Source organism: Knoellia sp. 3-2P3, from assembly GCF_029223115.1.
Classification (GTDB): domain Bacteria; phylum Actinomycetota; class Actinomycetes; order Actinomycetales; family Dermatophilaceae; genus Pedococcus_A.
Map to the genome: position 1 here is coordinate 146,611 of NZ_JARGZE010000004.1, position 23,211 is coordinate 169,821.

Here is a 23,211-nt window from a genome sequence, read left to right on the forward strand (position 1 = left end):
CGGGGTAGGTGATTTGGGTCTGGGGTCGGCCACCCGTAAACTTGATCACTGTTGTGTCGCGCGCCCTCCAGGGCGGCACCGCCCCCTCGGGAGCACGCGGCATACACATCGTTGTGAACCAGTGAACGAACCACCGAAACGTAAGGTCAGACACTTGCGCACCTACACCCCGAAGCCGGGCGAGGTCACTCGCACCTGGCACGTGATCGACGCGACGGACGTCGTGCTGGGCCGCCTCGCGAGCCAGACCGCCATCCTGCTGCGCGGCAAGCACAAGCCCACCTTCGCCCCGCACGTTGACGGTGGCGACTTCGTCATCATCATCAACGCCGACAAGGTGGCCCTCACCGGCGCCAAGCTCGAGCAGAAGAAGGCGTACCGCCACTCGGGCTTCCCGGGCGGCCTGAAGGCGCAGTCCTACCAGGAGCTGCTCGCCAGGAACCCCGCCAAGGCAGTCGAGAAGGCCGTCCGCGGCATGCTCCCGAAGACCACCCTGGGCCGTCAGCAGCTGACCAAGCTCAAGGTCTACTCCGGTGCCGAGCACCCGCACTCTGCCCAGAAGCCCGTCCCGTTCGAGATCTCCCAGGTCTCCCAGTAAGGATCCCCAGTGACTGACTCCGTGAACACTGACGCCCTCGAGGGCGACGAGGTCGAGCTGACCGAGTACACCTCCGAGTCCGAGACCTCCGTCTCGGGCGAGCCGGCCCGCCGCCCGAGCGCCTCGGCGCCCGGTGCCGCCACCGGTCGCCGCAAGCAGGCCATCGCCCGCGTGCGCATCGTCCCCGGCACCGGCGAGTGGAAGATCAACGGGCGCTCGCTCGAGGACTACTTCCCGAACAAGGTCCACCAGCAGCTGGTCAACGAGCCCCTCAAGGTGCTCGAGCTCGACGGCGCCTACGACGTGCTCGTGCGCGTGCACGGCGGTGGCCCCTCCGGCCAGGCCGGTGCCGTCCGCCTCGGCGTGGCGCGCTCGCTGAACGGCGTGGACGAGGAGCTGAACCGTCCGACGCTGAAGAAGGCCGGCTTCCTGACCCGTGACGCCCGCGTCCCGGAGCGCAAGAAGGCTGGTCTCAAGAAGGCCCGCAAGGCCCCGCAGTACTCCAAGCGCTGATCCCGGAGGATCTGCGCGCTGCCCATGGCGGCACCCGGGTTCTCGGGTGCCGCCATCGGTGTTGTTCGGGGTAGGTTCGGCCCCGTCGCCCCACCAGACGGCCGGCCTGCCCTCGCGTGAACTCGAAAGGCACATCTGACATGGCACGACTCTTCGGGACCGACGGCGTCCGCGGCCTCGCGAACGTCGACATCACCCCCGAGCTCGCCCTCAGCCTCTCGGTTGCGGCAGCCCACGTCCTCGGCGACGCCTCGCTCGCCCAGGGCCGCCGCCCCAAGGCCGTCGTGGGGCGGGACCCGCGTGCGTCCGGTGAGTTCCTGTCCGCCGCCGTGGTGGCGGGCCTGGCCTCCGCCGGTGTCGACGTCTACGACGCCGGCGTGCTGCCGACGCCGGCCGTCGCCTACCTGACCGCCGACACCCACGCCGACTTCGGCGTCATGCTGTCGGCCTCCCACAACGCGATGCCCGACAACGGCATCAAGTTCTTCGCCGAGGGCGGGCACAAGCTGCCCGACGAGGTGGAGGACGAGATCGCTGCGCGCCTCGACCAGGAGTGGGTGCGGCCGACCGGGGCCCACGTGGGTCGCATCCACCAGATGCGCGACGGCCACACCCGCTACATCAGCCACCTGCTGACCGTGCTGCCCAACCGCCTCGACGGCCTCACCGTCGTCATCGACGGCGCCCATGGCGCCGCGAGCCAGGTCTCGCCGGAGGTGTTCCGCCTCGCCGGTGCCACGGTCTACGAGATCGGCACCGAACCTGACGGCCTGAACATCAACGACGGTTACGGCTCGACCCACCTCGAGCACCTCAAGGAGGCCGTCCTCGCCCGGGGCGCCGACCTCGGCATCGCCCACGACGGCGACGCCGACCGGTGCCTCGCGGTCGACGCCAGCGGCACCGAGGTCGACGGCGACCAGATCATGGCGATCCTCGCGCTGGACCTGAAGGACCGCGGCTGCCTCGCCAAGGACACCCTCGCCACCACCGTGATGAGCAACCTGGGCCTCCTGCAGGCCATGGAGCGCGAAGGTGTCGCCGTCGTGCAGACCGCGGTGGGCGACCGCTACGTGCTCGAGGAGATGCGCCGCTCCTCGCTCTCCCTGGGCGGCGAGCAGTCCGGGCACGTGATCTTCCTCGACCACGGCACCACCGGTGACGGTGTCCTCACCGGCCTGATGCTGGCGGCTCGGGTCGCTCAGACCGGGCGCACGCTGGCCGACCTGGCCAGCGTGATGACCCGGCTGCCGCAGGTGCTGGTCAACGTCAAGGGCGTCGACAAGTCCCGCGTCGAGTGCGACGAGGAGCTGCAGATGGCGGTCAAGGCCGAGGAGGCCGCGCTGGCCGGCACCGGTCGGGTGCTGCTGCGCAAGTCCGGCACCGAGCCGGTGGTGCGCGTGATGGTCGAGGCCGCGGACACCGAGCGCGCGGAGGCCGTCGCGGAGCGCCTCGTGGAGGTCGTGCGCAACCGCCTCTCGCTCGAGTAGGACGGACCATCGTACGCACTGCTGCGTATGGCGGGCCGTGCCGGGACCGGCGAGCCTTGTCTACGGAGGCAGGGGAACAGGGTCTGGTCAGCGGTCGGGGGACCTGATCAGGCCTCGTCGCTGGGCGCTGAGGACGGCTGAGAGGCGGTCCACGGCGCCCAGCTTGCGGTAGAGGTGCTCCTGGTGCTTGTGGACCGTGCGAGGTGAGATCGCCAGCCGGGTCGCGATGCCGTCCACGGTGTGGCCGCGTGCGATGAGGTCGAGCACGATGCGCTCGCGCGGGGTGAGCGGCACCGCGGTCGGGTCGGGGGCTGCCGTGCCCGCGGCACGGGCCGCCCGGAGCAGCTGGACGTGCGCGTCCAGCCCGGCGATGAGCGACTGGACCGACGCCGCCCGCTCCACGTCCTCGTCGAGGTAGGCGTCCTCGCTGACGAGGGCGTAGGTGTCCCGTGCGCCGTGAGGGTTCGGGGCCAGCGGGATCGTCATCTGGTGCTCGGTGAAACCGAGCTGCTCCATCAGGGCGGCGACCAGGTCGGTGAGCTCCCAGCCCCGGGCAACGACGCCGGTCATGGTGGCCGGGCGTGAGGTCTGGGTGCTGGCGTTGTAGGCGTAGAGGGGGTGCTGCAGGGCCGTGGACTCGACGGCATGCTCCCACGTGTCGGTGCGCTCCCACGGGGCCGGCGGGTAGAGCGCCACCTCGTCCGGGTGCACCACCGGCTTGGTGACGGTGCGCACGGTCAGGTAGGCGCGACCCCACGTGCGCAGGCCCTCGGCCAGCAGCAGCTCAGCGGTGTGCGGCTCGGGCTCGCCGAGGACGTCCGCAGCAAGCGCGAGCCAGTGCTGCACGTCGTCCATGGCTCTCCCTCATCGGTGGGTGGTGGAGATCACCTCAGAGTAGGCCCGACCGGAGTCCTTGATGGTGCGTTTCTGCGACGCGTAGTCGACGTGCACGAGGCCGAACCGCTTGCTGTAGCCGAACGCCCACTCGAAGTTGTCCATCAGTGACCAGGCGAAGTAGCCGCGGACGTCGGCGCCCGCGGCGACCGCCTCGGCCACGGCGTCGAGGTGCGCGTGCAGGTATGCCGTGCGGTCGCCGTCGTGGACGGCGCCGTCGTCGGACACCACGTCGGGCCACGCGGAGCCGTTCTCGGTGATGAGGACGGGGATGTTCCGGTGCTGCTCGGCGATTCTCACGAGCAGGTTCCGCAGGCCCGTGGGGTCGACCTCCCAGCCCATGTCGGTGACCGGGGGCTGGGCCGGCAGGACCTCAACGGTGTCGCAGCCGGGCAGCGGCGAGGGGACCGGATCGTCCAGCCGGGCCCGCACGCGGGTGGTCGTGTAGTAGTTGACCCCGAGGTTGTCGAGCGGGGCGCTGATGACCTCGAGGTCGCCTTCGTGGATGTGGCCGTGGTAGGTGACGAACGCGGTGTCGTCGAGGAAGTCGGCCGGGTAGCGGCCCTCCAGCACCGGTTCGAGGAACATCGCGTTGTGGGCGTTGTCGGCCCGGCGTGCGGCGGCCAGGTTCTCCGGGCTGGCGTCCGGCGTGCGGATGTCGGTGAGGTTCAGCGTGATCGAGACCTCGGCGCCCTTGCAGCCCTCCCGGATCACCCGGACGGCGACTCCGTGGGCGAGCAGCAGGTGGTGGGCGGCGACGAGCGACTCGGCGACGTCATGGTGGCCGGGGGCGTGCTCCCCGATGCTGTAGCTCAGCACGGAGGAGCACCAGGGCTCGTTGAGCGTCGTCCAGTTCTTGACGCGGTCGCCGAGGTGCGCCACCACGGTGCCGGCGTAGTCGGCGAACCAGGCGGCGCTGTCGCGGTTGAGCCAGCCGCCCCGGTCGTCGAGCGCCTGGGGCAGGTCCCAGTGGTAGAGCGTGGCGAACGGACGGATGCCCCGTTCGAGCAGGCGGTCGACCAGGCGGGAGTAGAAGTCGAGTCCGGCCCGGTTGACCGCGCCGGTGCCCATGGGAAGCACGCGCGGCCAGGCGATGGAGAAGCGGTAGGCCTGCAGCCCGAGGTCGGCCATGAGGGGGACGTCCTCGTCGACCCGGTGGTAGTGGTCGCAGGCCACGTCGCCGGTGTCGCCGTTCAGCACCCGTCCCGGCGTGTGGGAGAAGGTGTCCCAGATGGAGGGCAGGCGGCCGTCCTCGGCCACGGCGCCCTCGATCTGGTAGCTGGCGGTGGCGGCGCCCCACAGGAAGCCGTCGGGGAACCTGCGGTCGTTCTGGCCCATGGGCGCCAGCCTAGGACCGGGCGACCGGATGTCGCGGGTGGTCAGCCGACAGGCTCGAGCAGGCCGGTGTCGACGTCGTAGAGGAACCCGCCGACGGCGACCGAGTCGGGCACCAGCGGGTGGGAGCGCACCTTCGCCAGGTCCTGCCGGAGCGCCTCGCGCTGGTCGTCCACCACGCCGAAGGGCTGCCACGACGCGTCCTGTCCCGCAGACTCGCCCACCGCGGCGTGCAGCTGGTCCTCGGTGTGGGTCGCCATGGCACACCGGGTGTGGGGGACCACCAGGATGCGCCTGACGCCGAGCAGGTGCGCCCCGAGCACGAGCGCCTCCAGCGCCTGCGGGGTGACGCGGCCGCCGGGGTTGCGGAAGATCTTCGCGTCACCCGGCTTGAGCCCCACCATGCCGAGCGGGTCGATCCGCGAGTCCATGCAGGTGACGATGGCGACGCCGGCATGGGCGATGCCGTCGAAGCCGCTCAGCGCGAACGTCCTGGCGAACTTGCGGTTGGCCTCGAGCAGATCGTCGAAAGCTGTCGTGTCCATGTCGTCCTCCCTCAGAGCAGGCCCGGGCGCCTGCTGATGCTCATCGCCATGGGCTTGGCGGTCTCGGCGAAGAAGTCGTTGCCCTTGTCGTCGACGACGATGAAGGCGGGGAAGTCCTCCACCTCGATCTTCCAGACGGCTTCCATGCCGAGTTCGGGGTACTCGATGACCTCGACGGACTTGATGCAGTCCTGGGCGAGCCGGGCGGCCGGGCCGCCGATCGAGCCGAGGTAGAACCCGCCGTGCGCCCGGCACGCGTCGGTGACCTGCCTCGAGCGGTTGCCCTTGGCCAGCATGACCATCGAGCCTCCGGCGGCCTGGAACTGGTCGACGTAGCTGTCCATGCGGCCGGCGGTGGTCGGGCCGAAGGAGCCGCTGGCGTAGCCCTCGGGGGTCTTGGCCGGCCCGGCGTAGTAGACCGCGTGGTCCTTGAGGTACTGCGGCATCTCCTCGCCGGCGTCGAGGCGCTCCTTGATCTTGGCGTGCGCGATGTCGCGCGCGACCACGAGGGGGCCGGTCAGCGACAGCCGCGTCTTGACGGGGTACTTCGAGAGCTCGGCCCGGATCTGGTCCATCGGCCGGTTCAGGTCGATGCGCACCACGTCGTCGGAGACGGCCTCGCTGTCGAGGGCCTCGAGGTGCGCCTCGGTGGTCTCGGGCAGGAACCGTGCGGGGTCGCGCTCGAGCTGCTCGAGGAAGACGCCGTCGGGGGTGATCTTGCCCAGCACCTGGCGGTCGGCGGAGCAGGAGACGGCGATGGCCACCGGGAGCGAGGCGCCGTGCCGCGGGAGCCGCACGACGCGGACGTCGTGGCAGAAGTACTTGCCGCCGAACTGTGCCCCGATGCCGAAGTTGCGGGTCAGCTCGAGCACCCGCTCCTCGAGCTCGGTGTCACGGAACCCGCGGCCGGTCTCGGCGGAGCCGGTGGTGGGCAGCTCGTCGAGGTACTTCGCCGAGGCGTACTTGGCTGTCTTGAGGGCGAACTCGGCGCTGGTGCCGCCGATGACGATGGCGAGGTGGTAGGGCGGGCAGGCGGCGGTGCCGAGGGAGCGCAGCTTCTCGTCGAGGAAGGCGATCATCCGCTCGGGGTTCAGGACCGCCTTGGTCTCCTGGTAGAGGAACGACTTGTTGGCGCTGCCGCCTCCCTTGGCCATGAAGAGGAACTTGTAGGTGTTCTCGTGGCCGGGGGCGGTGTCGGCGTAGAGCTCGATCTGGGCCGGGAGGTTGGAGCCGGTGTTCTTCTCCTCCCAGGTCGTCACCGGGGCCATCTGGGAGTAGCGCAGGTTGAGCTTGGTGTAGGCGTCGTACACGCCCTGCGCGACGGCCGCCTCGTCGGTGCCCGCGGTCAGCACGTGCTGGCCGCGCTTGCCCATGACGATGGCGGTGCCGGTGTCCTGGCACATCGGCAGCACGCCGCCGGCGGCGATGTTGGCGTTCTTCAGCAGGTCGAGGGCGACGAACTTGTCGTTGTTCGAGGCCTCGGGGTCGTCGATGATCCGGCGCAGCTGCGCGAGGTGGGCCGGGCGCAGGTAGTGCGCGATGTCGTGCATGGCCTCGGCCGTCAGGGTGCGCAGCGCCTCCGGCGAGACCTCGAGGAACGTGCGGCCGCCGGGACCCTCCACCGTGCGCACACCCTCGGTCGTGAGGAGGCGGTAGTCGGTCTGGTCGGGACCGATCGGCAGCAGGTCTTCATAGGCGAACTCGGCCATGGGCAGGACTCCTCGGGGGCGCGACACACTCGGGGTCACTCTACGGCCGGCGTGGAGCGGGCCTGCGCCCGGCTCCACGCGGCATACCGCTCAGAGCTCGTCGAGGCTCGGCGCGTAGGCGCCGGCTCGCGCGACGGTGGCCGCCGCGCAGGCCAGGGCACGGTCGACCGCGGGGCGCACCTCGGCCAGCGTCGCCTGGGCCAGGCGCTTGCGGCCCTCGGCGCCGGTCAGGCCCGCCGAGGCGAGACCCGAGAGCAGCCCTGCCATGAACGAGTCGCCGGCGCCCACGGTGTCGACCACCGTCTCGGCGCGCGTCGGGGCGGAGGCGACCTCACCGGTGGTGCTCAGGCCGAAGACGACCCCGTGCGGGCCACGCGTGACGACGACGAGGGTCGGTCCGAGGGTGCCCCAGCGGCGGAGCACCTCCGAGACGGGCGAGCCCGGGTAGAGCAGGAGCAGGTCGTCCTCGCTCGCCTTGACGACGTCGGCGAGGGCGATGAGCTCCTCGACGCGCTCGCGGACCAGGTCGAGGTCACCCATGATGTCGGGCCGGATGTTGGGGTCGTAGGACACCGTGGCGTGCTCGCGGGCTGCCCCCAGGGCGGCCAGCACGGACCGGGCGCCCGGCTCGAGGATCGCGGCGATGGAGCCCGTGTGGACGTGGCCCACCTTGGCCGGGATGTCGACGTGGGGCAGGTCCCAGTGCAGGTCGAAGGTGTACTCCGCGGCGCCAGCGGCGTCGAGCCGGGCCTCGGCCACGGAGGTGGGGTGCTTCCCGGTAGTGGTGCGCAGCAGCGAGACACCGTGCCGCGTCAGGTGGTTCGCGATGCGGGTGCCGCGCTCGTCGCCTCCGAGCCGCGTCGCGAAGTCGACGTGGTGGTCGAGCCGGGCCAGGCCGACGGCGACGTTGGCGGGGCTGCCGCCCGGGTGCTCGACCACGTCTCCGTCAGCGTCGCTGACCCGGTCGATCAGGGCCTCGCCGATGACGAGGACGCGCTCACTCATCGCAGAACCCGCTCACAGCAGCGCTCGCTCACGACTGCCGGGCCGTGGCGCCGCGCTCGAAGTCGATCGCGCTGTAGGCCCGCAGCTTCTCGAGCTGGTGGTGGCTCTCGATGACGCGGATCGTGCCCGACTTCGAGCGCATCACCAGCGAGTGGGTGGTGATGCTGCCGGCGCGGTAGCGGACGCCCTTGAGGAGCTCGCCGTCGGTGATGCCGGTGGCGACGAAGAAGCAGTTCTCGCTGGTGACGAGGTCGTCGGTGGCCAGCACGGCGTCGAGGTCGTGGCCGGCGTCGACGGCCCGCTGCCGCTCGTCGTCGTCCTGGGGCCACAGGCGGCCCTGGATCACGCCGCCGAGGCACTTGATGGCGCAGGCGGCGATGATGCCCTCCGGGGTGCCGCCGATGCCGAGGAGCAGGTCGATGCCGGTGTCGTCGCGGGCGGCCATGATCGCGCCCGCCACGTCGCCGTCGGAGATGAACCGCAGCCGGGCGCCGGCGTCGCGGACCTCCTTGGCGATGCCCTCGTGGCGGGGCCGGTCGAGCATGACGACCGTGACGTCCTCGGGGCTCTCGCGCTTGGCCTTGGCGATGCGCCGGATGTTCTCCTTCACGGGCAGGCGGATGTCGACGACGTCGGCCGCCTCGGGTCCGGTCACCAGCTTGTCCATGTAGAAGACCGCACTGGGGTCGTACATCGAGCCGCGCTCGGAGACGGCGAGCACCGAGACGGCGTTGGACTGTCCCTTCGCCGTGAGCGTGGTGCCGTCGATCGGGTCGACCGCGACGTCGCACTCCGGGCCGTTGCCGTCGCCGACCTCCTCGCCGTTGTAGAGCATCGGGGCGTCGTCCTTCTCGCCCTCGCCGATCACGACGGTGCCCTTCATCGACACCGTCGAGATGAGCGCCCGCATGGCCTCCACGGCCGCGCCGTCGGCGCCGTTCTTGTCGCCGCGGCCCACCCACCGGCCACCGGCCATGGCCGCAGCCTCGGTGACGCGGACCAGCTCCAGGGCGAGGTTGCGGTCCGGGGCCTCGCCACCCACGCGGAGGGCACTGGGCAGGGTGTCTTCGGGCATGCGGCATTTCCTTCACGCGTCAGCGGGTGATGCGGTCGACTCTATCGGGGTGGGGCGGTTCGCGCGGCGTGGTGCCCGTCAGGGACCATAGGAAGGTGAGCACGTCGTCGCCCCGCAGTTCCTACGCCGCCGGCACCGTCGCCAACATGGCCCGTTCCCTGTTGGTCGTGGCGGCACTGGTGGCGGCGCTCATCGCGATCGTGCCCCGGGTCAACACCGTCTCGCAGCCACCGGTCAACGTGGCGGCCGCCGCCGTCGAGGTGGCCCGCGAGAGCGGCTGGGCGATCTCGCAGCCGCAGGGCCTTCCGGAGGGGTGGAAGGCCACCAGCGTCCGGTACGTCCGCAGCACCGACGGTCTGCAGACCTGGCACGCGGGCTACCAGTCGCCGACCGGCAACTACGTGGCCCTCGAGCAGACCCAAAACGCCACGCAGGGGTGGATCGAGGCGCAGACCAACCGTGCCAAGCGCACCGGCGAGGTGCAGGCGGCCGGCCAGACGTGGACGACCTTCGAGCGCAGCCCCAAGGTGCAGCGCAGCCTGCTCTCCACCGAGGAGACGCCCGACGGCCTGACCACCTTGATCACCGGGACCGGCACCTTCGACGAGCTCAAGGCCTTCGCCGAGACGCTCCAGCCGGTGCAGCCCGCCGAGTAGCTACTCCCCGCCGTCCGAGCCGCCGAGCGTCGCCTCGGCCTCGTCGAGCCAGGTGCTGCAGTGCGCCGCGAGGGCCTCACCCCGTCGCCACAGGCGCATGCTCTCCTCCAGTCCTGCCTGCCCGCCCTCGAGCTGGGCCACGATGGCGACGAGCTCGTCGCGGGCGGCCTCGTAGGGCAGCTCGGCGATGTCGGGGAACTCCTCCGCCGGGGTGGGGGGTGCCTGGGTGTCCTTGGGCATGGCGACCACCCTAGGGCAGCCCCACGACGCGGGCCCCGAAGTCCCCACGGGCCACCCGGATGCGCAGCAGCTCGTCGACGTCGAGGTCGGCCTGGTCCATGACGATCCGTCCGTCCGCGTGCTGCACCACGGCATACCCGCGCTCCAGCGTCGACAGGGGCGAGAGGGTGCGCACCTGGGCGCGCAGGTGCTCGACCTGGTCAGCGGCGCGGTGCACCGCCGCGGTCACCCGGTGGCGGGCCCGGTGCCGCAGGGCATCGAGCTCCTCGCGCCGGGCCCTGATGATCGCCGTGGGGTCGGCCATGACCGGCCGCGAGCGGACCGCGGTCAGGTGCCGGCGTTCGCCGTCGATGCGCCCGGCGAGGGCCCGCCGGGCCCGCAGGCGCGACTGCTGGATGCCGCGGCGCTCGTCGGCGGCGTCGGGCACCACCAACTTGGCGGCGTCGGTGGGGGTGGAGGCCCGCCAGTCGGCGACGTGGTCGAGCAGCGGGGTGTCGACGTCATGGCCGATGGCGCTGACCACGGGGGTGCGTGCCGCGGCGACGGCGCGCAGCAGGGTCTCGTTGCTGAACGGCAGCAGGTCCTCGACGGAGCCGCCGCCCCGGGCGATGACGATGACCTCGACGGCCGGGTCGGCGTCGAGTTCCTGGAGGGCCGCGGTGACCTCGGTGACCGCGGTCGGGCCCTGCACCGCGACCTCGCGGATGGCGAAGCGCACCGTCGGCCAGCGCCGGCGGGCGTTCTCGACCACGTCCTTCTCGGCGGCGCTCGCGCGGCCGCAGACCAGCCCGACGGTGCGGGGCAGGAACGGCAGGGGCTTCTTGCGCTCGGCGGCGAACAGGCCCTCGGAGGCGAGTGTGCGCTTGAGGTGCTCGATGCGGGCGAGCAGCTCGCCGACGCCCACCGGCCGGATCTGGCGCGCGTCGAGCATGAGTGAGCCGCGCTGGGTCCAGAAGACGGGCTTGGCCTGCAGGACGACCCGGGCCCCCTGGGTGAGCGGGGCGGCCATCGCGTCGAGCGCGTTGACCTGGATCGCGACCGACAGCGACATGTCGACGTCGGGGTCGCGCAGGGTCAGGTAGGCGGTGCGGGCCCCGGGACGGCGGTTGAGCTGCACGACCTGGCCCTCGACCCAGAGCACCGACATCTTCTCGACGTACTCGGCGATCCTCATGCTCAGCAGCCGCACCGGCCACGGCTGGTCGGCCGTGGTGTCGGCGGCCCGCTCGGGCAGGTCTGGCGGCGTCACGGACGCCACTCTAGGAGCCGGGGCCGACGACAGGTCCGCGCACCACGCTCAGGACGGTCGCTCGGTGTACAGGCAGAACGGGTGCCCCGCCGGGTCGAGCAGCACCCGGACGTGGTCCTGGGGCTGGTGGTCCGGCAGCTCCGCTCCGAGGGCGAGCGCATCCTGCACGGCGCCGGGGAGGTCGTCCACCGGCACCTCGAGGTGGGCCTGCATCTGCTGGGCGCCGGGCTCGGCGGGCCAGGCAGGGCGTTGGTGGAGCGGCTCCTCCTTGACGGCAAGGGTGAGCGGCGAGCCGGCGGCCTGCAGCGTGCACCACGGCGCAGTGTCCTCGACCAGCTCCCAGCCGAGCAGGTCTCGGTAGAACCGGGCCAGCGCTGGAGCGTCCTGAGCGTCCAGCGTGATGCCCAGCGGGCTTTGTGGTGTGCGTCCTCGGGTCATGGCACCTGCCTACCCGCCGACGGCCTGGCTCGCGACTGCGAGATCCCACCTCTCGCACCATGTGTGGCCGCATGGTGCGAGAGGTGGGACCTCGCGTCACCACCCAGCCGTGAATTCGGGTGTTCCGGACCGGCCACCTACCATGGGCACATGACCTCTGCCTCCAAACGTGTCCTGCTGGCTGCCCCGCGCGGGTACTGCGCCGGCGTCGACCGGGCCGTGGTGACGGTCGAGAAGGCGCTGGAGCTCTACGGCCCGCCGGTCTACGTGCGCAAGGAGATCGTGCACAACAAGCACGTCGTGACCACGCTGCAGAAGCGGGGCGCGATCTTCGTCGAGGAGACCGACGAGGTGCCCGAGGGCGCCACGGTGATCTTCTCGGCCCACGGCGTCGCCCCCGTGGTGCACGAGGAGGCCAAGGCTCTCAGTCTCAAGACGATCGACGCGACCTGCCCGCTGGTGACCAAGGTCCACCGCGAGGCCGTCCGCTTCGCCAACGACGACTACGACATCCTCCTCATCGGCCACGAGGGCCACGAGGAGGTCGTCGGCACCTCGGGCGAGGCACCCGACCACATCACCCTGGTCGACGGCCCCGACGACGTGGAGAACGTCACCGTGCGCGACCCCGAGAAGGTCGTCTGGCTGTCGCAGACGACGCTCTCGGTCGACGAGACGATGGAGACCGTCCGGCGCCTCAAGGAGCGGTTCCCCAAGCTGCAGAACCCGCCGAGCGACGACATCTGCTACGCCACCCAGAACCGCCAGCTCGCCGTGAAGCAGATGGCGCCCGAGACCGACCTCATGATCGTGGTCGGTTCGAGGAACTCCTCCAACTCGGTGCGCCTCGTCGAGGTCGCCCTCGAGCACGGCGCCCGGGCCGGCCACCTGGTCGACTACGCCGACGAGATCGACGAGGCGTGGCTCGAGGGGGTCCAGACGGTCGGCGTGACCTCGGGAGCCTCGGTGCCGGAAGTGCTCGTCCGCGACGTGCTCGAGTTCCTCGCCCAGCGGGGCTACGAGGACGTCAACCCGGTCGTTGCTGCCGAGGAGAGCCTGCTCTTCGCGCTGCCCAACGAGATCCGCCGCGACCTCAAGGCGCGGGGGCTGTCGGACAAGATGCGCCACGACGCCTCCTTCAGCGAGGCGGGCAGCCTCCACTAGACGCGCGGTCTCGACGGGGCCTACCTAGGATGAAAGTGCAGGTCAGGGCCTGCCACCCGTCGAAGGAAAGGCCGCCGATGTCGCATGCCGTCGCGGGCTCCGTCGAGGAGCTCGAGGAGCTGTTGTCCGAGCGCGTGCTGGGACCCGACTACCCCTGCCTGGGGGCCAAGTCGGTCTTCCGCCGCGACCGGGCCACCGTCGTGCTGCACGGCGACATGGAGAGCCCGGAGACGGCTCGCGCTCTGTTCGAGCAGCTGCGCGACTACTCCCGCACCGTCGACACCGAGGAGGGTTTCGCCTCCTTCGTCGCCGGGTTCCGCGGGCCGCAGGTGCGCGACGAGAAGCACTTCGAGGACATGCTCTGGGCTCTGCTCCAGCGCCTGCACGACGTCGACGAGGAGCCGTGGGCGCCCGAGGTGTCGGCCGACCCCAACGACCCGCACTTCGGGTTCAGCGTGGCGGGCACGCCGTTCTTCATCGTCGGCCTGCACCCCGAGGCGTCCCGGGAGGCGCGGCGGTTCCCGCTGCCGGTGCTGGTGTTCAACCTGCACGAGCAGTTCGAGGCACTGCGCGAGAGCGGCGCGTTCGAGCGGATGCGCGACACGATCCGGCGCCGCGACGAGGAGCTGCAGGGCAGCGTCAACCCCATGGTCGGCGACTACGGCACGGCCTCCGAGGCCCGCCAGTACTCCGGCCGCGAGCTCGAGGAGGGTTGGGAGCCCCCGTTCGAGCCCGACCCCGACGCCATCGCCGACACCGAGGGAGCAACCGCATGAGCCAGCCCGAGTCCGAAGCGCCCGCCCCGGCAGCCCAGGACGCGCCGGCACCGGAGGAGGGGTTCACGCGGCTGGCGCCCCAGACCGGCACCGGCTTCCTGCTGCGCGCCGGGCAGGTGCTCACCGTGGTCGACCCCAGCGGTGTGCAGGTGAGCGACTTCTTCTCGTTCAGCGCCGAGGACCACGGCGAGTGGCTCTCCAGCGGCCGCACCATCGACTACGGCAACAAGGTCTACTTCACCACCGGCGACGTGCTCTACAGCAACCGGAGCCGGCCGATGGCGACCATCGTCGAGGACACCTGCGGCCGGCACGACTTCCTGCTCACGCCCTGCAGCCAGCAGACCTTCGACCTGCTCTACCCCGAGTTCGAGGGGGCCTACCATCCGAGCTGCTTCGAGAACCTGTGCCTCGGCCTCGAGCAGTTCGGCGTCGAGCCCGACCAGGTCAGCACGACGCTCAACATCTTCATGAACGTGTGGACCGACGAGACGGGCGAGCTGCACATCGACCCGCCGACCTCGAAGCCGGGCGACCGGTTCGCGGTGCGCGCCGAGATGGACCTGCACGTCGGCCTGACGGCGTGCTCGGCCGAGAAGTCCAACGGGGGCGTCTGCAAGCCGATCGACTACGCGATCACCTCCCCTTCGGAGGCGTAGCCGCTAGGCGGGTGCCTTCCTCGGCCAGAGCGAGTAGCTCAGCGAGATCGCCGCGTCGGCCACCAGGACCACCGACCACAGGCGCATCGTGTCGATGAGGGCGCTCGTGCGCTCGCTGTCGCCGACCACGAGGACGGCCAGGCCCATGAGGCCGACCCCGACCGCCCAGGCGGTGAGGTGCCGCAGCCAGCCGGACCGCTCGTATGCCGCGTGTGCGGCGCCGTGCCGCGGCTTGGGGGTCGGTGCGGGGCCCCCGGCGAAGCGGTGGGCGAAGCGGGTGTCGGCCCAGCGGACCATGCTGTGCCCGAAGCCGACCGAGACGCCGATGTAGATGGCGGCGAGGGAGTGGGCCATCGTGGCTGTGCCGCCGGAGCGCAGGTCGAGGGCTGTGGCGGTGAGCAGCACCAGGTCGACCAGGGGGGCGGTCACCAGCAGCGCGGCGCCAAGCCGCCGGCGGCGCAGCAGGTAGCGCGCGGCGAGGCCGGCGAGCAGCACGACCCAGAACATCACCTCGCACAACACGATGAGCCCGACGAGCACGTCCCCTCCTGAGCAACACTTATTTGATACGACTGTGTTGGAAACAACTTAGCACAGTCGTGATACAACGGGTCCGTGCCCCGAGTCGTGGACCACGCCCAGCGCCGTCAGGAGATCGCCGATGCCCTGTGGCGGGTCCTTCGCAGGGACGGCTTCGCCGGGGCGTCGGTGCGGACGGTGGCGGCCGAGGCAGGCTGGTCGACCGGCTCGATCCGGCACTACTTCTCGAGCCAGAACGAGCTGATCGCCTTCGCCATGCAGACGCTCACCGAGCAGGTGCAGGAGCGGATCGCGGCGGTGGCGGCAGAGGTGCGCGACGTCGCGGGCGTGGCCGACCTCCTCGAGGAGGTGCTGCCCATGGACGCCCAGCGCCGCGCCGAGGCGGAGGTGTGGCTGGCGCTCTCCGCGGCTGCGCGCACGGACGACGAGCTGCGGGGCATCACGGAGGAGTCGCACCGCGGACTGCGCCAGCTCTGCCGCTCCAGCGTGCGGCTCGTCGTCGGCGAGGACGGGGGCGGCCGCGACCTGGTGCTCGAGACCGACCGCCTGCACGCCCTCGTCGACGGTCTGGCCCTGCACGGCACGATGCATCCTCGCCTGATGCCTCGGACCCGCATCCGGGCTGCGCTCCTGGCTCACCTCGCGGAGCTCGGCGCCGGCTGAGCGCGGGCCCAGGGGCTGGTGGCTCGTCGGCGCCCCAGCCCCCCTCAGGAGATGCGGCGGTCTGCTCCGGGGTCGGATCGCTGGTCCGTGGCGACGAAGTCGAGCTGCGGGCGCTCGTCGTCGGCGGTGGCGGCGTCGATCAGCTCCATCGCGGTCAGCACCCGGGGGCCCACCTCGACGGGTGACGGCTGGGGCAGCTCGGCCTCGACCACCTCGAGGTCGCGCATCTTCCGCGCGGAGACGAGCACCCGCGCCTCCAGGGCGCCGACCATCTGGTTGTACGCCTCCACCGAGCGCTGCAGGGCGGTGCCCATCTTCGCGGTGTGCGAGCCGAGGGTGCCGAGCCGGTCGTAGAGCTCGCGCCCCACCTTCATGAGCTCGCGGGCGTTCGCGGTCAAGGCGTCCTGCTGCCAGGTGAAAGCCACGGTGCGCAGCAGGGCGAGGAGCGCACCGGGCCCGACCAGCACGACCCGCCGGGCCATGGCCTCCTCGTGCAGGCTGGGGTCGGCCGAGAGGGCGGCGGAGAGCATGGCCTCGCTCGGGACGAAGCAGACCACCATCTCGGGCGCGGTCTCGAAGGCCGACCAGTAGTCCTTGTCGGCGAGCGAGCGGACGTGGCCCTTGAGGTGGGTGGCGTGCTGGCGCAGCAGCTCGCCCCGCTGCTCAGAGGGGAGATCGTCGGCCTGGGCCTGGAGGAAGGCTGTCATGGGGGCCTTGGAGTCGACGACGAGGTGCTTGTTGCCGGGGAGCTGGACGACGACGTCGGGGCGCACCTGCTTGCCGTGCCGGCTGACGCGGCACACCTGCTCGTCGAAGTCGCACCGGGCCAGCAGGCCGGCGTGCTCGAGGACCCGCCGCAGCTGCACCTCACCCCAGGCGCCACGGACGGTGGAGGCGTTGAGGGAGCCCGCGAGGCTCTGCGTCTGCCGGTCGAGCGAGGCGGTGGAGGCGTGCACCTGGGCGATCGTGCGCTCGAGGGCCGCGAACTGGTGGGTGCGGTCGCGCTCCAGGGTGCCGACCTGGGTCTCGACCCGGGCCAGGGTGTCGCGCAGCGGGGCCAGGGCCGCGGCCGTCTGGGCGTCGTCGGCGAGGGCGGCCTCGAGGTCGAGCACCCGCTCGCGCAGCAGATCGCGTTCGGCGGTGGTGGCCGCGGCCCGCACCGCCCCCAGCTGGCGGACGACGAAGGCGGAGACGGTGGCGCCGACAACGAGGCCGGCGATGAGCGCGAGCACGGTTTCCATGCCGCAGACCCTGCCAGCGACCGGTGACAGCCCGCCGTAGGCTGGCGGCATGTCCCGGTCCGAGCAGCCCACCCTGCGCGACGGCGACCTCGTCCTGCGGGGCTGGCAGCCCGGCGACGCGGAGGCCACCCGGCACCTGCACGACGAGGTCATCGCCCGGTGGTTCGGGTTCTCCGAGGCGGTGCCAACAGCGCAGGAGCACGCCGCGTGGGTCGACCGCACGGCGCGGGAGTGGGCCGACGGGGCCGTGAAGGCGACCTTCCTGTGCGAGTGGAACGGCGAGCCCGTCGGGTCGGTCGACGTGCGCCGGGCCGAGCACGGCGTCGGCGTGCTGTCATGGGCGATCTACGCGCCCTACCGTGAGAAGGGCCTGGCGACACGGGCGGTGCGCCTGCTCGTCCGGTTCGCCTTCGACGGCTTGGGGCTCGAGCGGGTCGAGGCGCACGTGAACCCGCTCAACCGCGCCTCGCTGCGCGTCGCGCACCGGGCCGGCCTGCGTCGGGAGGGGCTGATGCGGGGCAACACCCTGCTGGGCGAGGAGCGGCACGACACCGTCGTCCTCGGCCGGCTGCGCAGCGACCCCGAGCCGGACACGCGCGAGGGCTTCATCGGCATCCTCAACTCGACCCTGCCCACCAAGCGCGCGATCGCCCAGGGGGTGCTGCGCAACCCGGAGGGTCGGGTGCTCCTCTGCGAGCTGACCTACAAGGGCGAGTGGGACCTGCCGGGCGGCGTCGTCGACCCGACGGAGTCGCCGTCGGAGTGCCTGGTCCGGGAGGTGCGGGAAGAGCTCGGCCTGGAGGTGCGCCCGCAGGGGCTGCTGGCCGTGAACTGGCTTCCGCCGTGGCGTGGTTGGACCGACGCGACCGTCTTCGTCTTCGACCTCGGCACCGCCGACCACGACCTCCCACTGCGGGCAGCACTGCAGCCCAGGGAGATTCGTGCGCTGCACTGGGTCGATGAGGAGGAGCTGGAGGAGCGGGTCGCGCCCTACAACCAGCGGCTGCTGGCGTTCCTCGCCACGCACGCCGGCCCCACGGCATACCTCGAGGACGGCCTGCCGGCGCTGTGAGCGCGTAACCCGGCCCACCCGCTCTCGTTGACGGGGTGGCGAACCGTTCGAGTGGTGGGTTTCCGGGGGCGCACCTAGGCTCCGGAAACGTCGACGCGAGCTGGGGAGCACCGCGATAGCAGGGCGTCGCACACCAGTGTGCGCGGACAACCCGCGCCGGGAGGAGCAGGGGACCATGAGCGAGTCAGAGATGAAGCCGCTGTCCGACGAGGAGCTGGCTGCCGAGGGCGGCACCGCGCTGCCCGACAAGGAGGTCATCAGCCTCCTCGACCTCAACGCCGACCTCGACCTGGGGCTCGACGCCGCGGCGCCCATCGACCTCGCGGTCGCGGCGAACGCCAACGTCGCCGCACCGATCGACGCGGCGGTCGGCGCCAACGTGCTGTCCAGCGGCTCGACGGCCCAGGCGCTCGCCGACCAGGGCGTCGTCATCGACCAGGGCCTCACGGGCGAGGCCGTCGCCGAAGGCAACCAGGACAGCACCATCGACCAGACCGCGGGTGAGGCGCCAGCAGGCGACGGCAGCACTGGTGGCACCACCGAGGGCACCACCGACTCGGGCACCGGCGTCGACGCCACCGACCCGACCGACACCGGGTCCGTGCTCGACGGCGACCTGCTCGACGTGGACGTCGACCTCGCCGCCGACCTCGACGTCGCCGCGCCGATCGGTGGTGCGGTGGCGGCCAACGCCAACGTCGCTGCGCCGATCGACGCTGCCGTGGCCGCCAACGTGGCGTCGGTCGACTCCGACGCCGTGGCCGTGGCCCAGCAGGACGCGATCATCACGCAGGACATCGACGCCGACGCCGAGGCCACGATCAACCAGACCTCGGGCATCAACCAGTAGCGCGGCGTGAGTGCCCTCCACGAGGCGAGTGGCACCGCGGCAGCCGGGGGCGCGCAGGCGCCCCCGGCCGCCGACGTGCCGGTGCGGGCCACCGGGCTCGAGCTGATCGGCGGGGTCGCCGGGTCGGGCTACAAGGAGCCGCCGTCCCTGGTCCGTCGCTCCGACGGCCAGACCATCGCGCTGACACCACTGCTGTATGCCGTGCTGGCCACCGTCGACGGGCGGCGCAGCCACGGCGAGATCGCCGACGTGGTGGGGCCCGCCGTCGGGCGACAGGTCACCGCCGAGAACGTCGAGGCCCTGTGTGACCGCCTGCGCACGCTCGGTGCCCTGCAGCTCGCCGACGGGTCCGACCCGGAGCTGAAACGCTCGAACCCGTTGCTGGCTCTGCGGTTCCGCTACGTCGTCTCCGATCCCGACGTCACCAACCGGGTGACCGCCCCCTTCGCTCGGCTGTTCGCCCCCGTGGTCGTCACGCTGGTCTGCCTCGCCTTCCTCGCCGTCTGCGGCTGGGTGCTGTTCGAGAAGGGGTTGGCGTCGGCGACGCACCAGGCGTTCGACCAGCCCGGGCTGCTGTTGGTCGTCTTCGCGCTGACGGTCGTCTCGGCCGGCTTCCACGAGTTCGGGCACGCGGCCGCGGCCCGCTACGGCGGCGCCACCCCCGGCGCGATGGGGACGGGGCTCTACCTGGTGTGGCCGGCGTTCTACACCGACGTCACCGACAGCTACCGCCTCGGCCGGGCGGGTCGCGTGCGCACCGACCTCGGCGGCCTGTACTTCAACGCCATCGTCGCGATCGTCATGTTCGCGGTGTGGTGGGCGACCCGCTGGGACGCGGTGCTGCTCATCATCGCCACCCAGGTGCTGCAGATGCTGCGCCAGCTGGCTCCGCTGGTGCGGTTCGACGGCTACCACGTGCTCGCCGACCTCACCGGCGTGCCCGACCTCTTCCACCGCATCGGGCCGACCCTGCGCAGCCTGGTGCCCGGCGGCCGGCGTGTGCCGGAGGCGGCGGCGCTCAAGCCGTGGGCCCGCGCCGTCGTCACGGCCTGGGTGCTCGTCGTGGTGCCCGTGCTGCTGGCCGTGCTCGTCCTCATGGTGCTGGCCCTGCCGCGCCTGCTCGGCACCGCGGCCCACAGCCTGCAGGAGCAGGCGGCCCTGCTGGCAGAGCGCTTCGGCGAGGGCGACGTGCTGGGCGTGGGCGTGCGCGTGCTGTCGCTGCTGGCCATCGCCCTGCCCACGTTGGGCACCCTCGTGATCATCGGGCGGGCGGCGCAGCAGGTGGCCACCCGTGCCTGGCGGGGCACCGAGGGCCGCCCCGTGCGGCGTGGCCTGGCCGGGCTCGTGGCGGCGGGCCTGGTCGCGGGGCTCGCCTGGGCCTGGTGGCCCGACCCCGATGCCTACCGACCGATCCGTCCCTACGAGCGGGGCGTCGTGCAGGACGTGCTGCCGGTCTCGCTGCGCAGCGCCACCCCGACCGGTCTGGTCGAGGGAGGCAGCGGCACGGCCCGCACCCTCTGGCCGGGGGATGCCGTCCTGCCCACAGCCGACAAGCCTGAGCTGGCCGTGGTGCTGGTGCCGAGGGACGCAGCGACGCAGACCGGTGCCGGGGGCGCACCCGGCGCCGACGCAAGCGCACCGGCCGCCCCGACGTGGGTGTTCCCGTTCAGCCGCCCGGCGCCTCCCGGCGAGGGAGACAACCAGGCACTCGCGGTCAACACGACGGCCGGGGGCACGACCTACGACGTGGCCTTCGCGCTCGTGTGGGCCGACGAAGACACGGTCCTCAACACCAACGAGGCCTACGCGCTCGCGAGCTGCGACGGGTGCCGCACCGTGGCGGTCGCGTTCCAGGTGGTGCTCGTCGTCGGGTCGGCCGACGTCGTCGTGCCGCAGAACCTCTCCGCGGCGGTCAACTACGCCTGCGTCGAGTGCGTCACCTTCGCGCTCGCCCAGCAGCTGGTCGTCACCGTGCCGGAAGCCCTGGACGCGCAGGCCCTGGCCGAGCTCGAGGCGCTGTGGCGGGAGATCGCCGCGTTCGGGGCCAGCCTGGCGGATGTGCCGCTCTCGGAGATCCAGGCCCGGTTGGAGGACTTCGAGCGACAGATCCTTGCCGTCGTGGGCGTCGACCCGTCCGCCACGTCGGGCTCGACACCCTCGACGTCCTCGGCTCCTGGCGGCACGCCGACGGGGGAGGCGGGAGTCACGAGCCCCGCTGATGGCAGCACCGGCTCGGTCAGCCCGGACCCGACGGACGGAGCCACCGCGCCCGGCTCGACGGCCACCGGGACCGCCTCGCCCACGGGCTCGGCGGCCGAGCCGGAGGGCACCGACACCGCCTCGCCCTCACCGACGGAGACTGCCACCAGCTCCCCGACGGAGGGCGCGACGTCCACGGCGGCGCCGGAGACGACCGCGCCCTGACCCCCGCGGGGATGCCGGCGGGCGCCCGTGCAGACTGGGCCGGGGCCCGTCCGGCCCGATGTCCGCGCAGCCAGGAGGCGTGATGCCAGCTCAGAGCGAGTTCGACCGCGAGATCGCGCTGGAGGCCGCCCAGAACGAGCCCGGCTCGGGCCGGGTCGGCACCTATCGCGGCACCTTGGGAGAAGGCTGGCGCATCGGCGGCGGCATCAACGGCGGGCTGCTCCTCGCGCTCGCCGGCCACGCGCTCCGGCGCGAGCTGGGCGAGACGTCCATCGACGGCATACCGGGGCACGCCGACCCGATGGCGATCAGTGCCTTCTTCCTCACGCCGGGGGTGCCGGGTCCGGTCACCGTGCGCACCGAGGCGGTGCGGCGGGGCCGTGCCGTCTCGACCGGGCAGGCGTCGCTGGTTCAGGACGACGGCAGCGGTGGGGAGGTTGAGCGGGTACGCGTGCTTGCGACCTATGGCGACCTCGCGTCCGTGGACGGCGACGTCAGCACGACCGCGACGCCGCCGGAGCTGCCCGAGCCGGATGCCTGCGTGTCGGCCGAGCAGGCGCCGCCGCAGTTCCTCAAGCACGCCTCGCTGCTCCAGCGGCTCGACCTGCGGCTCGACCCGGCCACGACCGGCTGGGCGGTGGGCAAGCCCTCGGGCAACGGTGTCATCCGGGGCTGGTTCCGGATGGCCGACGGGCGCGAGCCCGACCCGCTGCTGCTCCTGCTGGCCGTCGACGCCCTGCCCCCGGTGGCCTTCGAGCTCGGCCTGCCCGGCTGGACGCCGACCCTGGAGCTCACCGCCCACGTGCGGTGCCGTCCTGCCCCTGGCTGGCTGCGGGTCAACCTGACCAGCCGCACGCTGTCGGGCGGGTACCTCGAGGAGGACGCCGAGGTGTGGGACAGCGAGGGCCGGTTGGTCGCCCTGTCGCGGCAGCTGGCTCGGGCGACGTCGCCGCGCCGGTAGAATCCTCTCCTTGTGGCTCTCACTATCGGAATCGTCGGTCTCCCGAACGTCGGAAAGTCGACGCTCTTCAACGCGCTGACCAAGAACAACGTGCTCGCCGCGAACTACCCGTTCGCGACCATCGAGCCCAACGTCGGCGTCGTCCCACTGCCCGACCCGCGGCTCGCGAAGCTCGCCGAGATCTTCGGCTCCGAGCGCGTGCTGCCGGCCACCGTGTCCTTCGTCGACATCGCCGGCATCGTGCGCGGCGCGTCCGAGGGGGAGGGCCTGGGCAACAAGTTCCTCGCCAACATCCGTGAGGCCGATGCCATCTGCCAGGTCGTGCGCGCGTTCCACGACGACGACGTGCACCACGTCGAGGGCAAGGTCTCGCCCAAGGACGACATCGAGACCATCCACACCGAGCTGATCCTCGCCGACCTCCAGACCCTCGAGAAGGCGGTGCCCCGCCTCGAGAAGGAGGTGAAGGGCAAGAAGACCGACAAGGCGGTGCTCGACACCGCTCTGGCTGCCCAGAAGGTGCTCGAGGAGGGCACGACCCTGTATGCCGCGGGCGCGGCTTCCGGGGTCGACATGGACCTGGCGAGGGAGCTGGGCCTGCTCACCACCAAGCCGTTCCTCTACGTCTTCAACGTCGACGAGGAGCAGCTGACCGACGAGGCCCTGCAAAAGGAGCTGTCGGCAATGGTCGCCCCGGCCGACGCGATCTTCCTCAACGCCAAGCTCGAGTCCGAGCTCGCTGAGCTCGACGACGAGGAGGCGCGCGAGCTGCTGGAGTCGGTCGGTGTCTCCGAGCCTGGCCTGAACCAGCTGGCGCACAAGGGTTTTCACACCCTCGGGCTGCAGACCTACCTGACGGCAGGGCCGAAGGAGTCGCGCGCCTGGACGATCCGCAAGGGCTGGACGGCCCCGCAGGCTGCCGGTGTGATCCACACCGATTTCCAGCGCGGCTTCATCAAGGCCGAGATCGTCTCGTTCGACGACCTGGTCGAGGCCGGCTCGATGAACGCCGCCAAGGCGGCCGGCAAGGTCCGCATGGAGGGCAAGGAGTACGTCATGGCCGACGGCGACGTGGTGGAGTTCCGCTTCAACGTCTGAAACACGGCCATCACCG

The 23,211-nt window shown here is 71.8% G+C and carries 24 protein-coding genes; 13 read left to right on the forward strand and 11 right to left on the reverse strand.

From position 1 onward, the window contains the following. Positions 1-154 precede the first annotated feature (154 nt). The 3 genes from rplM (at position 155) to glmM (ending at position 2,601) form a co-directional block, all read left to right on the forward strand. Complete coding sequence (gene rplM, locus P0Y31_RS13220; protein WP_275870092.1) at positions 155-598, forward strand: 50S ribosomal protein L13; 444 nt, start codon at positions 155-157, stop codon at positions 596-598. 9 nt (positions 599-607) lie between these two features. Further along, positions 608-1,111 carry a 30S ribosomal protein S9 gene (gene rpsI, locus P0Y31_RS13225; protein WP_275870094.1) on the forward strand — a complete coding sequence of 168 codons (504 nt, stop codon included), beginning with the start codon at positions 608-610 and terminating at the stop codon, positions 1,109-1,111. Between the two features lie 140 nt (positions 1,112-1,251). Further along, the gene (gene glmM, locus P0Y31_RS13230) at positions 1,252-2,601 is read left to right on the forward strand and encodes a phosphoglucosamine mutase (RefSeq protein ID WP_275870096.1); all 1,350 of its coding nucleotides are present in this window, start codon (positions 1,252-1,254) and stop codon (positions 2,599-2,601) included. An 87-nt stretch (positions 2,602-2,688) separates the two neighbouring features. On the opposite strand, the gene P0Y31_RS13235 is transcribed toward glmM, so the two are convergent. The 6 genes from P0Y31_RS13235 to glpX form a co-directional block, all read right to left on the reverse strand. Beyond that, entirely contained in the window at positions 2,689-3,456 is a 768-nt protein-coding gene (locus P0Y31_RS13235) for a LuxR C-terminal-related transcriptional regulator (protein WP_275870098.1), read from the reverse strand. A gap of 9 nt (positions 3,457-3,465) precedes the next feature. Then, positions 3,466-4,833, reverse strand: coding sequence for a GH1 family beta-glucosidase (locus P0Y31_RS13240; protein WP_275870100.1), 1,368 nt, complete (start codon positions 4,831-4,833; stop codon positions 3,466-3,468). Positions 4,834-4,874: 41 nt separating this feature from the next. Then, positions 4,875-5,375 (reverse strand): carbonic anhydrase, encoded by a 501-nt coding sequence (locus P0Y31_RS13245; RefSeq protein ID WP_275870102.1) that lies wholly within the window; start codon positions 5,373-5,375, stop codon positions 4,875-4,877. A gap of 11 nt (positions 5,376-5,386) precedes the next feature. Next, the gene (locus P0Y31_RS13250) at positions 5,387-7,084 is read right to left on the reverse strand and encodes a fumarate hydratase (protein WP_275870103.1); all 1,698 of its coding nucleotides are present in this window, start codon (positions 7,082-7,084) and stop codon (positions 5,387-5,389) included. Positions 7,085-7,174: 90 nt separating this feature from the next. After that, positions 7,175-8,089 carry a carbohydrate kinase gene (locus P0Y31_RS13255; RefSeq protein ID WP_275870104.1) on the reverse strand — a complete coding sequence of 305 codons (915 nt, stop codon included), beginning with the start codon at positions 8,087-8,089 and terminating at the stop codon, positions 7,175-7,177. A gap of 28 nt (positions 8,090-8,117) precedes the next feature. Next, the gene (gene glpX / locus P0Y31_RS13260) at positions 8,118-9,164 is read right to left on the reverse strand and encodes a class II fructose-bisphosphatase (protein WP_275870105.1); all 1,047 of its coding nucleotides are present in this window, start codon (positions 9,162-9,164) and stop codon (positions 8,118-8,120) included. A gap of 95 nt (positions 9,165-9,259) precedes the next feature. Between glpX and P0Y31_RS13265 the strand changes: the two genes are divergently transcribed. Then, positions 9,260-9,820: a DUF4245 domain-containing protein gene (locus P0Y31_RS13265; RefSeq protein WP_275870106.1), complete on the forward strand. Its 561-nt coding sequence runs from the start codon at positions 9,260-9,262 to the stop codon at positions 9,818-9,820. On the opposite strand, the gene P0Y31_RS13270 is transcribed toward P0Y31_RS13265, so the two are convergent. From P0Y31_RS13270 to P0Y31_RS13280, 3 genes are read right to left on the reverse strand one after another with little or no spacing between them, the layout of a single operon-like run. Continuing rightward, entirely contained in the window at positions 9,821-10,060 is a 240-nt protein-coding gene (locus tag P0Y31_RS13270; RefSeq protein ID WP_275870107.1) for an exodeoxyribonuclease VII small subunit, read from the reverse strand. 10 nt (positions 10,061-10,070) lie between these two features. Next, on the reverse strand, positions 10,071-11,309 hold the full coding sequence (gene xseA, locus P0Y31_RS13275) for an exodeoxyribonuclease VII large subunit (RefSeq protein WP_275870108.1): 1,239 nt from the start codon (positions 11,307-11,309) through the stop codon (positions 10,071-10,073). A 48-nt stretch (positions 11,310-11,357) separates the two neighbouring features. Next, complete coding sequence (locus tag P0Y31_RS13280) at positions 11,358-11,747, reverse strand: VOC family protein (protein ID WP_275870109.1); 390 nt, start codon at positions 11,745-11,747, stop codon at positions 11,358-11,360. Positions 11,748-11,897: 150 nt separating this feature from the next. Here P0Y31_RS13280 and P0Y31_RS13285 point away from each other — a divergent pair, with 150 nt between their 5' ends. From P0Y31_RS13285 to P0Y31_RS13295, 3 genes are all read left to right on the forward strand, one after another. Next, the gene (locus P0Y31_RS13285) at positions 11,898-12,911 is read left to right on the forward strand and encodes a 4-hydroxy-3-methylbut-2-enyl diphosphate reductase (protein ID WP_275870111.1); all 1,014 of its coding nucleotides are present in this window, start codon (positions 11,898-11,900) and stop codon (positions 12,909-12,911) included. A 77-nt stretch (positions 12,912-12,988) separates the two neighbouring features. Continuing rightward, entirely contained in the window at positions 12,989-13,687 is a 699-nt protein-coding gene (gene gntA, locus P0Y31_RS13290; protein WP_275870113.1) for a guanitoxin biosynthesis heme-dependent pre-guanitoxin N-hydroxylase GntA, read from the forward strand. Next, the gene (locus P0Y31_RS13295; RefSeq protein ID WP_275870114.1) at positions 13,684-14,346 is read left to right on the forward strand and encodes an urea carboxylase-associated family protein; all 663 of its coding nucleotides are present in this window, start codon (positions 13,684-13,686) and stop codon (positions 14,344-14,346) included. Before gntA ends, P0Y31_RS13295 begins: the two co-directional genes overlap by 4 nt. A gap of 3 nt (positions 14,347-14,349) precedes the next feature. On the opposite strand, the gene P0Y31_RS13300 is transcribed toward P0Y31_RS13295, so the two are convergent. Further along, complete coding sequence (locus P0Y31_RS13300) at positions 14,350-14,886, reverse strand: hypothetical protein (RefSeq protein WP_275870115.1); 537 nt, start codon at positions 14,884-14,886, stop codon at positions 14,350-14,352. Between the two features lie 75 nt (positions 14,887-14,961). Here P0Y31_RS13300 and P0Y31_RS13305 point away from each other — a divergent pair, with 75 nt between their 5' ends. Further along, a complete protein-coding gene (locus P0Y31_RS13305) occupies positions 14,962-15,549 on the forward strand; it encodes a TetR/AcrR family transcriptional regulator (RefSeq protein WP_275870117.1) in 588 nt (195 codons plus the stop codon). A gap of 44 nt (positions 15,550-15,593) precedes the next feature. Here the strand turns inward: P0Y31_RS13305 and P0Y31_RS13310 are convergent, their stop codons facing one another. Next, entirely contained in the window at positions 15,594-16,790 is a 1,197-nt protein-coding gene (locus P0Y31_RS13310) for a DNA recombination protein RmuC (RefSeq protein WP_275870120.1), read from the reverse strand. Between the two features lie 49 nt (positions 16,791-16,839). Between P0Y31_RS13310 and P0Y31_RS13315 the strand changes: the two genes are divergently transcribed. From P0Y31_RS13315 to ychF, 5 genes are all read left to right on the forward strand, one after another. Continuing rightward, on the forward strand, positions 16,840-17,862 hold the full coding sequence (locus tag P0Y31_RS13315; protein ID WP_275870122.1) for an NUDIX hydrolase: 1,023 nt from the start codon (positions 16,840-16,842) through the stop codon (positions 17,860-17,862). Positions 17,863-18,037: 175 nt separating this feature from the next. Continuing rightward, positions 18,038-18,712 carry a peptidoglycan-binding protein gene (locus P0Y31_RS13320; protein ID WP_275870124.1) on the forward strand — a complete coding sequence of 225 codons (675 nt, stop codon included), beginning with the start codon at positions 18,038-18,040 and terminating at the stop codon, positions 18,710-18,712. 6 nt (positions 18,713-18,718) lie between these two features. Then, a complete protein-coding gene (locus P0Y31_RS13325) occupies positions 18,719-21,136 on the forward strand; it encodes a hypothetical protein (RefSeq protein ID WP_275870126.1) in 2,418 nt (805 codons plus the stop codon). Between the two features lie 82 nt (positions 21,137-21,218). Continuing rightward, positions 21,219-22,097: a thioesterase family protein gene (locus P0Y31_RS13330; RefSeq protein WP_275870128.1), complete on the forward strand. Its 879-nt coding sequence runs from the start codon at positions 21,219-21,221 to the stop codon at positions 22,095-22,097. 12 nt (positions 22,098-22,109) lie between these two features. Further along, complete coding sequence (gene ychF / locus P0Y31_RS13335; RefSeq protein ID WP_275870130.1) at positions 22,110-23,195, forward strand: redox-regulated ATPase YchF; 1,086 nt, start codon at positions 22,110-22,112, stop codon at positions 23,193-23,195. Positions 23,196-23,211: the final 16 nt, after the last annotated feature.